Source organism: Marinobacter sp. (assembly GCF_041686475.1).
Taxonomy (GTDB): Bacteria; Pseudomonadota; Gammaproteobacteria; order Pseudomonadales; family Oleiphilaceae; genus Marinobacter.
In genome coordinates, this window is sequence record NZ_JAWLDU010000021.1 from 14,681 (window position 1) to 26,529 (window position 11,849).

Here is an 11,849-nt window from a genome sequence, read left to right on the forward strand (position 1 = left end):
ATCAGAACCGATGTTGCCGATGGGTCAGACAGGTATCAAGCCCCCTGTGCAGGCTGGGGTCGTGAGCAGTCTGTCGATGACCCATCGCCTCAGCCATCAACTGTACCAGCGCTTTTGTAGAAACCCTGAGCTTGAGCGCCGAATTCACCACACTGCGATGCTGCCAGTAGCGTTGTTCGCCCCGCCGCAGGATCTGCCTTCCGATCTCCCGGTATACCCGCGCCGCCACTGCAATCGCAAGCCGGGCTCGAAACGGCAGATAGCCCAGGCCCTGCCACCCACTGGTGTAATAACGCTCTGCCAGTGTGAGCAACTCACTGACTCCCTGCCAGGCCCTGTGCCTTGATTCTGAACAACCTCGCACCAGCGCCGCGGGTGTCAGCGTGCCGGCAGCGCCATCAGCCGGCAGGTAGACTCTGCCAAGGTGAGCGTCTTCAAGAACGTCACGTGCTATGTTGGTAAGCTGCATGGCAATACCCAGGTCGATCGCGTGGGGCAACGCCCGCAATGGATCACGAGCTTCGAGCAGGCAGGTCATCATGACACCGACGGTACCTGCGACGCCGTAAGCGTACTGCAGCAGCTCGCGTTGGCTCGATACCCGAACCGGTTGCAGGTCCAGTTGTACTGTTGCGATCATATCCCGCAGCGCCCCCAGAGCAAGTGGTTCTTCTGAGAGTAGCTGCTGCGCCTGCAGGTAAACAGCCCGAAGTTCCCCTTCCGGCAAGCGGCGTTCGGAAAGTGCCTGATCCAGCGCCGAAAGTGTCTGTTGCGCCTGTGCCTTCTCTGACTCCGTCAGAGCATCATCTGCCAGGTCATCAATGCCGCGACACAGGCTGTAGAGGCTGGCAGCTTTCGACAACTGCTCGCCGCTCAGCAGTTGCCCGGCCCAATAAAAGCTTCGACCATGGCGGCGCAGGACGTCAGTGCCTGGCCCGCTCCGGTCCGTTTGGTAACCAGGCTGCCGGTCAGAATGCTGGTCTGAATGCAGAGCCGTCTGTTTCATTTGGCACCGCTCATCGCAATGTCGTCAGGCTGGACCTCAGTCATAGGTTGCAACGGGAAAGCCCGGTCGACCAGCCTCTCAACCACACCAGCCGAACAGACCACACCGGGCACGCCGGCACCGGGATGAACACCCGCCCCCACGAAGAAAAGATTTGGGTAACGGGGGGACTGGTTGTGAAACCGCAGCCCCGCGGACTGGGTCAGTGTGGGCGCGATGGAAAATCCACTGCCATAGGGACTGTTTAGCTCGTTCCGGAAGTAGACAGGGGAGATGCTGCGCGTTGCCCGCACCTGTTGACGTAAGTCCGGCATCAGACGCGTCGCGAGAATCTCGATGATTCGTTGCTCAAGAACGGGGGCCAATTTCTCCCAGTCCTGGTCACCCTGGAGGTTCGGTACCGGTGCCAGCACATAGAAGGCATCGCCGGTGTCAGGCGCCATGGAGGGATCTGTCGCCCCGGGGCGATGAAGATACAGGCTCAGGTCTCCCGGCACCTCGTGCTGGTCAAAAATCTGGGTAAGGATCTCCCTGAATGTGTCTCCGAATACAATGGTGTGGTGCTCGATATCCGGGTAGGTCCGATGCGTCGTGAAATACAGCACAAACAGACCCATGGATTGCTTGAGGCGGCCTCGGTGACTGTCCGCCAGTCGCTGCACCGTTGTCCGGGCAATCCAGTTGTCATAGACGTACAACGGGTCAGCGTTACTGACCAACAGGTCGGCACCAAAACGCTCACCCTGTTCGGTCAGTGCGGCACTGACTTTCAGGCCTGTCATTTCCAGGCGTTCTACGGATTGCCCGGTAAACAGCCGCCCGCCATGCCGCTCAAACAGCTTCGCCAGCGCATCAATCAGTGCACCTGTTCCACCCTGGACGTACCAGACGCCACCCTTGCGCTCAAGAGCATGAATCAGGGCGTAGAGCGACGACGTGCGGAAGGGATTGCCGCCTACCAGTAATGAAGGCACCGAAAAAGCCTTCCGCAAACGCTCATCCCTGAAGAACTGCGAGACAAACTGATAAATACTCCGGTCAGCCCGAAGACGCACCAGATCCGGCAGCACTTCCAGCATGTCGGAAACCCTGGTAAAGGGCCTTGTCGCCAACTCCACGAACCCCCGTTCATACATGGCTTCGGCGGCGGTGAGGAATTCCTGATAGCAGGTTCCCTCGCCAGGGGACAAACGCTCTATTTCCGCTACGATGGCGTCTGTGGTGTCGCCATAATCAAAATGGCTGCCATCAACAAACTCCATGCGATAGAACGGAGCCACGGGCAACAGCGTGACATGGTCTTCCAGCTTTTCGCCGAAACGCTCGAACAGTTCGGCAAACAGAAACGGCGCGGTGATGACCGTCGGCCCGGCATCAAACCTGTGTCCGTCCAGCTCGAAAGTCCGCGCCCGGCCCCCCAGATCCTCATGCTTCTCCAGAACGTCTACAGCATAACCACGGGCCAACAGCCGCAAGGCAACGGCGAGCCCGCCGAAACCTGCGCCCACAACCACGGCCTGTAGCTTTGAGTTAACCTGCGATAATGCTGTCATAACCTTCTGGCGCTCCGGCCGATTGGTGGTTGCGGCGATGTGCCAACGCTCTCTGCTCCAGCTTTGCAAGCAACGGATCGATTGTAAGACCCAGAGAAATCTTTTCCCTGTTTTCAAGTTTTACCAATAACCGCCTGCCCCTGTTGAGGGACGCGATGGCATGCTGTGTTGCTCGCCGGATTCGTGGTTCGGACGCCTCCCTTTGCCCCTGTCGGTGATGATGCCAGGCATGGAAGGGGTGCAGCGGATGACGCTTCGATTTCAAATCATCCAGATCGTCGATGATCTGATAAGCCAGCCCAATGGCAGACGCCAGTTGCCTGATGCAATCCTGGGTGAGTTGGTCTGCACCGACTGCGGCCGCGCCTGTTATCAAAGGTAGCTCTATCAGGGGTGCCGTTTTCGCTGTGGTAGCGTCCAGGTAGGCACGCAAACTGGGCAATGACTGGTTTTCTGGACGAGCGATCTCGACGCTCTGCCCAACAATAATTCGGCCGGTCATTTTTGCAAGGTGTTGATTCAGAAGCCGCGACTCGCTGGGATCATCCAGGTCTGCCGCAACGCCAAAGGCCGCGCAAAGCAACAAATCGCCTGCGCACAGAGCAATGCCATCCCCATATTGCGTCCAGACACTGGCCGCACCCCTACGAATGGTATCCCTGTCTATAAGATCGTCGTGCACCAGAGATGCATTATGGACAAGCTCGCAAGCTGCGGCTGCCACGACACGATAATTTCTGGAACTGCCAAAAGCCCTTCCGCTGGCCAGTGCCAGACGGGCTCTCAGAAGGCTTCCCCCCGTTTGCACCTGATAGCGGCTTGCCGATCTGGCGGGCCCCGACATCAGGCGGTTGAGGTGATCTGCCATGAGTGTCTGGACAAGCGCTAATTCCCCGGTCTCGCTAAGGTCGCCACCGGTTTCGGGTGAAACGTCTCCTGCTTCTTTCATTAAGGCTGCGGGCATAACGGTTGGTCCACAAGAGGTTGTCATTGTTGGGTTCCTCTTTTACCGAGTTCGCCGCGGATGTGCGCCTTCCATGGCGTCATACTCATCTCCGGTCCGTGAACTGCCGTGCACAGGACGTTGACAAGTTATATGCAATCTTCTCCTTCTGCACCATCCACCGCTACAAAGTACCCATTGAACCCTAAGACTCTGTGGCCGCTTTATAGCCCTCAGCTGCAGACTTGCGCACCGCGATGGTAAAGATCACCAGGCCGAATACGGCTTTCGCTACGATGTCCGCAATTGTGTAGCCCACTTCAACTGCGACGATTGCGGAACCACCGGTGATTCCCAGCAGCGGCAGCAGATAGACGATCGGATAGAACGCCCAGGAGGCAATGACAAGATAGGTTGCGTAATGAATCAACTGCTTGACATTGTCAGGCTGCTTTTCAATAGACTCTTTAAGACCCACAACCAGTTGGTACAGAATGTAGATGAACGGAATCATCGACAGGATCCAGAACAGGAAGCGCGTTCCGGCGCCGTCAGCGACCTCACCCGGGTAACCCAGAACAATCATCAGAGCGGCAGCACCACCCAGTTTGAGAGCTCTGTTCCAGGTCTCGTCCTGACTAAGTTTCATTACCAGGATGAGCTCTACGAGCAGAAGTGGCACTGTCAAGAGCCAATCCACATATCGGTATGCCTGGTTGAAAGGTTCGCCGGTTGCAGCAAGTTCACCGGAGGAGACGTCCACGGCCTTGTCCCAGGACAGCATGATCTGCAGATAGTGATAGGCAGCGATAGCTGTTACCAGACCGGTAATCGTTATCGCCATCCGGTAACCGGGAGCGACTGACGAACGCATCAGCCAGAGAAATAGAGTCGTCGAAGCCATGACGGCCAGACCGAAAGAAAAAGCATTGCCTACAAAGCTATACTGATCCAACGATAGAGTTTCAATACTAAGCATTGTTATCGTCCTTTGAGCCTTGAAATCAGATCACGCGGTAATGGTCAGGCCTCCGATTAATACCTCGACAATCACCAGCGCATGTGGTCACACCTTGATGTCTTTCAAGAGTTAACAGCGGGTAATACGCGGGGTACGCAGAACCGGATCCAAAGAAGCAAAAATCGTTTGCGATCGATTGAACTGAAAACAGGACAAGACCTATGAAAACCATTGGCCTTCTGGGCGGCATGAGCTGGGAATCCACGCAAACCTATTACCGGCTGGTCAATGAAGGCGTGAAAGCCCGGATGGGCGGGCTGCACTCGGCAAAGCTGGTAATTTACAGTGTTGATTTCGCGGAGATTGAGACCCTTCAGCATCAGGGTGACTGGCCGGCCACGGCCCGGATTCTCACGGATGCTGCATGCTCATTACAAAGCGCAGGTGCAGATTTTCTGGTGATCGCCACCAACACCATGCACAAGGTGGCACCTGAAATTGAACAGGGCATTCGCATTCCCCTGCTTCACATTGCCGATGCCACTGCGAAAGTTCTGGCCCGGGATGGCGTTACCCGCGTGGGCTTGCTTGGCACGCGGTTTACCATGGAACAGGCGTTTTATCGCGAGCGCCTGGAAGCATCCGGCATTGAGGTAATCACACCGGACGAGGCCCAGCGGGACGTGGTTCACCAGATAATCTACGAGGAACTGTGCCGGGGACAGATCAAGCCTGGATCCCGTGAGGCCTATCTCGATATTGTCGCCTCACTTTCAGTGCAGGGCGCGCAGGCGGTTATTCTGGGATGCACGGAAATCGGCCTGTTGATCCGCCAGGCCGATACGTCCGTTCCGCTTTACGATACAACAGAGATTCATGCTGCCCAGGCGGTCGAGCAGGCGCTCGTTCGGCTATGAAAAGCCGGCTTCCGGCTGGAGAACCGAGACCAGTGATGATTCCGAGCAGCCGATGCACCCGACAAAGAGGGTTCCTTTACTGCGATTTAATAGGGACGAAATGGCAATCGGTCATCGAAGAGTGCACCGTGGGCTGCCAATAGTCGTGAAAAACTACCGGCACACCATCACTCTGCGATGAGCTATCCATGACCACTGCCACCTGGTTTATATTACTTGGCTCACTACTGCTGGTAGTGGGCTTCACCGCCTCCTACATCAAAACCGTGCCCGCAACATCCGCCATGGTTTATTTGTTCATCGGTTTCGTGGTTGGCCCCATGGGCTTTGGCCTGTTTCACTTCAATCCGCTGGAAGAGTCGGCGCTGCTGGAATTGATGACCGAAATTGCGGTGCTGATTTCGCTGTATTGCGCCGGGGTGAAGATGCCCGCACCCGTGACTTTTAAACGCTGGCGCAATCCCCTTCAACTCGCGGTTGTTTCAATGACGCTGACCGTAGGCCTGGTCGCGATATTCGGGTATTACTGGCTCGCCCTGCCCTTCGGCGCCGCTGTTCTTCTGGGTGCGGTGTTGGCACCCACGGATCCCGTGCTCGCAACGGAGGTGCAGGTTCGCCACGCCGATGACCCTGACCGCCTGAGATTTGCCTTGACCTGCGAAGCCGGAATCAACGATGGCAGCGCCTTTCCCTTTGTCATGCTCGGGCTGGGCCTGCTGGGCCTGCACGATCTCGGTGACGACGGTCTGCGCTGGCTGGCGGTCGATGTGGTCTGGGCCACCGGCGCGGGCATTGGCATTGGTGTGCTGGCCGGCTATGCCGTTGGCTGGCTGGTGCAGAAACTGCGCACCACCTATACCAACTCCGAGTTCCTTGAGAGTTTTCTGGGCCTGGGACTGATCGCTTCTGCCTATGGTATCAGCCTGCTACTAAGCGCCTGGGGATTTCTGGCGGTTTTCAGTGCAGCGGTGGCGTTACGGCATACGGAGCTGAAGCTGGCCGGCCTGAAGCAGCGCTATGAAGCCTCCACGTCCGGAGAAACTCAACCGGGTGACGCACCGCGGGCCATCGCCCATGTTCACCAGAGCTCGCTGATATTCAATGAACATCTGGAAAGACTGGCCGAAATCGTCCTGGTGCTGTTGATTGGCGGGTCACTTTTCTGGGACTCCTGGAGCTGGCGCGCCGTCGGATTTGCCGCTTTCCTGTTCTTTGTGGCGCGTCCCATCAGCGTCCATATCGGCCTGCTCGGAACCAACGCTCCCATGCGTATGCGTAACCTTGCAGGCTGGTTCGGGGTACGCGGTATCGGCTCACTGTACTACCTTATGTACGCTATCCAGCACGGACTACCCGGAGCTATTGCACTGGACCTGATTCACCTGACCCTGGTAGTGGTGGCCTTGTCGATTCTCGTTCATGGTGTAAGCGTAAAGCCCGCGATCGCGCGCTTCTGGCGGTCAAGAAAATCGGTAAGCTAGGGATTGGACACCGCGCGCCGATGGTTTCTATACTCGAAGTTCATTCAGCTGGAAGACTTCACCTATGCGCGTTTTCGCCAACCCCGTTGGTTCCGGCTCACTCTGGTTTGACAATCTGACCACTGCTGACGGAACACCCGTCGCCTACGATCCTCAGGCACGGTCGTTCCTGCCCATGCCACCTTTCTGCGCCAATCGGGATGTGATCGGCTGTAACTGGATTGCGCCCGAACAGGGCGCCTTCTGCCGCTCCTGCGCTATGACAGCGCTGGCACCAGACCCTTCCATTCCCAATGCCATGCCCAACTGGGCGCAAACCGAAGCGGCCAAACGCTGGGCACTGGATAACCTGGGCCGCTGGCACTGGTTCCGCCCCGAGGACCCGGGTGCACGTCCGGTTTTCCACATGCTTGCCGAAGGCCCTACCCCGGTGCCCATGGGTCATGCCCAGGGCGTGGTGACCATCAGTGTGGCCGAGGCAGACCCGGTACTTAGAACAACGCGCCGCGAAGCTCTGGAAGAACCCTACCGCACCATGATTGGCCACATGCGCCATGAGATCGCCCACATGCTCTGGTGGCGCCTGAGCCTGCGCGAGGACTTCCTTGAAGCCTTTCGGGCAATGTTTGGCGATGAACGCATCAGCTATCCCGGGGCGCTGCAGCACCACTATGAAAATGGCCCTCCGGCGGAGTGGGAACAATACTACCTGACCAGTTATGCCTCGGCTCATCCCCACGAAGACTGGGCCGAAACGGCTGCCCACCTGCTTCACCTGACGGACCTTACAGACAGCTTTGTGGCCGGAGGCCTCACCTCTGCGGATGTGCCCGGCCCCAACTGGGATCCCTATTCCGAGCCGGACGCCCAACGGCTGATTCAGATCGCCGCTTCGATCGCTGTAGGCGTGAATCACGTCAACCGATCCATGGGCCTGTCGGACCTGTATCCGTTTGTATTATCAAGTTTCGCGCGCCACAAACTTGCTTTCGTACATGAATGGCTGCGCCGGGGTGCCCAGGGACTTTGACCTGCCGGGCCAATCGTGGCGACGCCCGGTTGGCCAATCCACATCATGGGCCCTGCCGCAACTCCTCTAGCTAATCAAGGAGCTGGATCTATGAGCAATCCCGTTATCGCGGACAACAAACCCAGAAAAGTCACCTTGAAGAAAGGCGAGGAGTATCTGTTCTGCACCTGCGGACGCTCCGATGACCAGCCCTTCTGCGATGGTTCCCACGCCGATACCGATTTCACTCCCAAAAGCTTCGTTGCCGAAAAAGACGAACAAGCCGTGCTTTGCCAGTGCAAGTACACCGGAGACGCCCCCTTCTGCGATGGCACCCATGCCCGGTTCGACAAGGAGCAGGTGGGCAAGGAAGGGCCTGAGGATGATGATGGGGGTGATGAGTCGGATAAGGATGACGGAGATTCCGCGAAGGCACCCGAGGCAAAAGCCACACAGGAGGAACCAACCGTTGCTTTCATCCACCAGCTTTCCCGCGAAGGCTTGGATGATATGGGCCCCCATGGCCCGACAACAGCAATGGGGGTTCCCCGTCATACCCTGCCCCACTGGGACGACTTGCAGCTAATGGTGGCCCAGCTGGCCAGCAAACCGCTGATGGAAGACGCTGAGGTGTCTACCGAACTTGTCATCGGCCCGAAAGCCAAAAAACCCCTCACCCTGAGTATGCCCCTGTTCGTGTCAGACATGAGCTTTGGTGCGCTGTCTGAAGAAGCCAAAATTGCGTTGGCACGGGGCGCTGAGATGGCAGGTACCGGTATTTGTTCTGGTGAAGGCGGAATGTTGCCGGAAGAACAGCAAGAGAATTCCCGCTATTTTTACGAACTGGCCAGCGCCAAATTCGGTTATGACGAGGAACTCCTGAAGCAGGTTCAGGCATTCCATTTCAAAGGCGGACAGGGTGCAAAAACAGGAACGGGTGGTCACCTGCCCGGCAACAAGAATACCGGCAGGATTTCCGAGGTAAGGGGCATCAAGGAAGGAGAACCTTTCACCTCACCGCCCACCTTCGAGGATTTACAGTCGGCGGAAGACTTCCGCCAGTTCGCCAGCCGGGTAAGGGAGGTCACCGGCGGTATTCCGGTGGGTTTCAAGCTCAGTGCCAACCACATTGAACGGGATGTTCAGTTTGCCCTGGAGGCCGGCGCCGACTACATCATCCTTGACGGCCGTGGTGGAGGCACCGGCGCTGCTCCAGAAATGTTCCGGGACCACATCAGCGTGCCCACCATTCCCGCCCTGGCTCGTGCCCGGCGTTACCTGGATAATCAGGGGGCGAGCGGCCGGGTGACGCTTATCGTCACTGGCGGTTTGCGGGTTCCCATTGCTTTCGTCAAGGCGATGGCACTGGGAGCAGACGGCATTGCGGTTGCCAACAGCGCCATCCAGTCCATCGGGTGTGTGGCCGCGCGAATCTGTAATACCAACAACTGTCCTGCCGGGGTCGCGACCCAGCGAAAAGATTTGCGGCACAGGCTGAATGTCGATACGGCATCCAGACAGCTGAAGAATTTTCTCGAGGCGTCGGTGTCTCTTATGCAGGTAATGGCCAGAGCATGCGGGCACGACAGCCTCAGCAAATTCAGCAAAGAGGATCTGGCCACCTGGCATCGGGAAATGGCGTTACTGAGCGGTGTTCGCTACGCGGGCCTGATGGACCCTTCCTCCTGAGGATTAGCGTTGGGAGCAGGACGATTTTTTAATCTTCCTGTTCCCGCACCTGACGGCTCAGCCCTTCGCTATTGCGATTGGGGGGGGGGTAAGGACATTGGCGACCTGCAGGGGCTACAACCGAGTCCACGGCAATATCCGATATCACTGCCGCCACACCCAACAATATACAGGTCATCTGAAAGGCCTCCCTGGCGTTTTTGGCTTAATGCCAACCTACACAATACCTCAAGCAGGCGCATGGGATCTCTCCTGCTCTGCCAATACCCTGACCCGCTCAAAGTCCTCTTCGCTGAATACGCCATTGACCCCCGAAATGGCCGCCAGCTTCATACCGTGTTTCAGGCCAAGCTTGTAGATTTCCCGTACTTTTTCCCATTCGATATTCCGGCCCAGGGTGAAGTTCTCGAACCGCCCTTCCAGAGTAAGCACGATGGTTTCCGCCAGGCAGGCATAGGCAATTCCCTTCGGCAGGCCTATGTCTTTCATATGCACTTCGCCGGGAAGCTGGATCTCGCCGGACTCGATCACCATAACATCCGGGCGCCTCGCCACGTCCTCTGCGGGAATGTCAAGCGGCCGGGCAACGTCGGTAATCACACAACCGGGCTTTACTTTCATGATGTCCAGGATGCGCTTGCCGGCACCTGAGGTGGCGGTGACAATCATGTCCATCTCGGCCAGATCCCGGTCTGCAGAGCCGGCAATATGCACAATGGCTTCCGGCGTTTCCTGTTCGATGCTTTCTTTAAGCGACAGCAGTTTGGCTGGCTCTGGCGCGGCCAGGTAGATTTCATCAACGGCCTTGGCAAGCAGGCGGGCGCAAACCGAACCAATGGCGCCGGTCGCGCCGACCACCATGGCCTTGCCGGCGGCTTTCCCGCTCGGGCCAATGGTCACAAGCCCTATTTTCTTCATGGCGTCGTGGGCAGCCCAGAGAGCGCCGGAGGCACTGTAGCTGTTACCTGTGGTAATAGGCAGCGGCGCCCGCTTCGCCACGGTGATGCCGGCATCGCCCACCACTTTGGTAAAGGCACCAAGGCCCATAATCTGCGCACCCATCTTTTTCGCCAGTTTTGCAGCCTGTAGCAGCCTGGCGTAGGTAAATTCCGGGCCGTGGGCCATGATTTCCCGCGGAGTGCCACCCACGGTAATCAGCCAGCCTTCAATCTCATCCCCGGTGGGCGAGCGGATGCCGGACACTTTCGAGTAGATAAACGGTGGCGTATAGGCCACCGCCTTCTCAACCAGGTTCATCACCATCGGCGGCGACACATTGGCAATCCAGTCCAGGGGTGGTGTTTTGGTGAGGTATTGCTGCGACAGCGGATGGATCACGAAAGCGAACCGGTTAATCCGGCGATAGCCGTTCGGGTATAGAATTCGGGGCTCGATGCCGAGATTCTGAATGACCTCCAGATAGTCGTCCGGCCCCAGTTGCCCCGGTGTCCGGGAAAGGGCTGCGCTGATCATCGCTTCCATCACATTGACACCGACAGGCCGGCCTTCGAGCCAGGGGCTGTAGTCCACCACCATGGCAACACGGCGGGAGCGCATCCAGTCGAGGGCTGAATCCGTCACTCGGGAAGTGATGACGGTCTTGCCGTCCAGCTCCTTGTGGGTGAAGTGCTCCAGGTCTCCGATGGCGGCAACAATCACGTGGGACTCTGAAACGGCGCGGTGCAGAGCCCCGTGAACAAGACCCTCGCCAAGCCGGTACAGTGGGGTCCGCAGAAGCGTCTCTACGGCTTTCACAGCGCCGGGCCGGAACATGACGGGCGCTGTAATCGAGGTGTAGGTTTCCAGCTGCTTCAGCGATGTCAGCAATCTGGGCACACCGAAATCGGTGTATGGGTCGGCGAAATACAGGTTGTCGGTATGCTCGGAAAGCGCCCTGGCAATGCGATACCCTGCCTGGCCATTCATGAACAGAACCCGGGCGTTGTCGAAGAAGTGGCCCAGCTCCGACTGGGTGTGGCGCACCGCCCACTCCTGGAGGATGGCACGCAGGCCGGCACCAGTGGTCACCGACTTGTCGGGAACGCAGGCTTCAAGCCGCGCGGTGTCCGGATGCTCCAGCTGTTCCCGCCCCACTTCGTAGTGGTCGTGAATCATGCTCAGGCCGATAGCGTCTGCCTCGGATCGGACCGATTCCAGCGCCGCTTCTGCCCTGGAGAGGTCGCCGTCTGTGCCGATACGGATGATACGAAAAGGCTGAGCCATAAACTCGGTTTCGAGTTCGTAGTCGTGCTCGGTAGATCCCTGGCTGATACTGACAACGGTTTTCATT

At 57.8% G+C, this 11,849-nt stretch carries 9 protein-coding genes; 4 read left to right on the forward strand and 5 right to left on the reverse strand.

Annotated features, from left to right (window positions below; genetic code table 11):
• Position 1 precedes the first annotated feature (1 nt).
• The 4 genes from ACESMB_RS06970 to ACESMB_RS06985 all read right to left on the reverse strand — a co-directional run bounded on the left by ACESMB_RS06970 (position 2) and on the right by ACESMB_RS06985 (position 4,481).
• Complete coding sequence (locus ACESMB_RS06970; RefSeq protein ID WP_372925388.1) at positions 2-1,006, reverse strand: phytoene/squalene synthase family protein; 1,005 nt, start codon at positions 1,004-1,006, stop codon at positions 2-4.
• Entirely contained in the window at positions 1,003-2,559 is a 1,557-nt protein-coding gene (gene crtI, locus ACESMB_RS06975; protein ID WP_372925389.1) for a phytoene desaturase family protein, read from the reverse strand. Before crtI ends, ACESMB_RS06970 begins: the two co-directional genes overlap by 4 nt.
• Positions 2,537-3,550 (reverse strand): polyprenyl synthetase family protein, encoded by a 1,014-nt coding sequence (locus ACESMB_RS06980; RefSeq protein WP_372971192.1) that lies wholly within the window; start codon positions 3,548-3,550, stop codon positions 2,537-2,539. The genes crtI and ACESMB_RS06980 overlap by 23 nt, the downstream gene beginning before the upstream one ends.
• Before the next feature lie 157 nt (positions 3,551-3,707).
• Positions 3,708-4,481 carry a bacteriorhodopsin-like gene (locus ACESMB_RS06985; protein WP_372925391.1) on the reverse strand — a complete coding sequence of 258 codons (774 nt, stop codon included), beginning with the start codon at positions 4,479-4,481 and terminating at the stop codon, positions 3,708-3,710.
• A gap of 203 nt (positions 4,482-4,684) precedes the next feature.
• Between ACESMB_RS06985 and ACESMB_RS06990 the strand changes: the two genes are divergently transcribed.
• From ACESMB_RS06990 to ACESMB_RS07005, 4 genes are all read left to right on the forward strand, one after another.
• Positions 4,685-5,380: an aspartate/glutamate racemase family protein gene (locus ACESMB_RS06990; protein ID WP_372971193.1), complete on the forward strand. Its 696-nt coding sequence runs from the start codon at positions 4,685-4,687 to the stop codon at positions 5,378-5,380.
• 188 nt (positions 5,381-5,568) lie between these two features.
• Complete coding sequence (locus tag ACESMB_RS06995) at positions 5,569-6,861, forward strand: cation:proton antiporter (protein ID WP_372925393.1); 1,293 nt, start codon at positions 5,569-5,571, stop codon at positions 6,859-6,861.
• 64 nt (positions 6,862-6,925) lie between these two features.
• Positions 6,926-7,891, forward strand: coding sequence for a putative zinc-binding metallopeptidase (locus ACESMB_RS07000; RefSeq protein WP_372925394.1), 966 nt, complete (start codon positions 6,926-6,928; stop codon positions 7,889-7,891).
• A 90-nt stretch (positions 7,892-7,981) separates the two neighbouring features.
• Positions 7,982-9,559, forward strand: a complete 1,578-nt coding sequence (locus ACESMB_RS07005; RefSeq protein ID WP_372971194.1) for a glutamate synthase-related protein — start codon at positions 7,982-7,984, stop codon at positions 9,557-9,559.
• A gap of 228 nt (positions 9,560-9,787) precedes the next feature.
• Here the strand turns inward: ACESMB_RS07005 and ACESMB_RS07010 are convergent, their stop codons facing one another.
• On the reverse strand, positions 9,788-11,848 hold the full coding sequence (locus ACESMB_RS07010; protein ID WP_372925396.1) for a dehydrogenase: 2,061 nt from the start codon (positions 11,846-11,848) through the stop codon (positions 9,788-9,790).
• Position 11,849 lies beyond the last annotated feature (1 nt).

What these genes read in the sequence shown, in the direction of transcription:
- crtI (WP_372925389.1), bottom strand. Translation starts at nt 2,559, where the DNA reads ATGACAGCATTATCGCAGGTTAACTCAAAGCTACAGGCCGTGGTTGTG.
- ACESMB_RS06990 (WP_372971193.1), top strand. Translation starts at nt 4,685, where the DNA reads ATGAAAACCATTGGCCTTCTGGGCGGCATGAGCTGGGAATCCACGCAA.
- ACESMB_RS07000 (WP_372925394.1), top strand. Translation starts at nt 6,926, where the DNA reads ATGCGCGTTTTCGCCAACCCCGTTGGTTCCGGCTCACTCTGGTTTGAC.
- ACESMB_RS06980 (WP_372971192.1), bottom strand. Translation starts at nt 3,550, where the DNA reads ATGACAACCTCTTGTGGACCAACCGTTATGCCCGCAGCCTTAATGAAA.
- ACESMB_RS06985 (WP_372925391.1), bottom strand. Translation starts at nt 4,481, where the DNA reads ATGCTTAGTATTGAAACTCTATCGTTGGATCAGTATAGCTTTGTAGGC.
- ACESMB_RS07005 (WP_372971194.1), top strand. Translation starts at nt 7,982, where the DNA reads ATGAGCAATCCCGTTATCGCGGACAACAAACCCAGAAAAGTCACCTTG.
- ACESMB_RS06970 (WP_372925388.1), bottom strand. Translation starts at nt 1,006, where the DNA reads ATGAAACAGACGGCTCTGCATTCAGACCAGCATTCTGACCGGCAGCCT.
- ACESMB_RS07010 (WP_372925396.1), bottom strand. Translation starts at nt 11,848, where the DNA reads ATGAAAACCGTTGTCAGTATCAGCCAGGGATCTACCGAGCACGACTAC.
- ACESMB_RS06995 (WP_372925393.1), top strand. Translation starts at nt 5,569, where the DNA reads ATGACCACTGCCACCTGGTTTATATTACTTGGCTCACTACTGCTGGTA.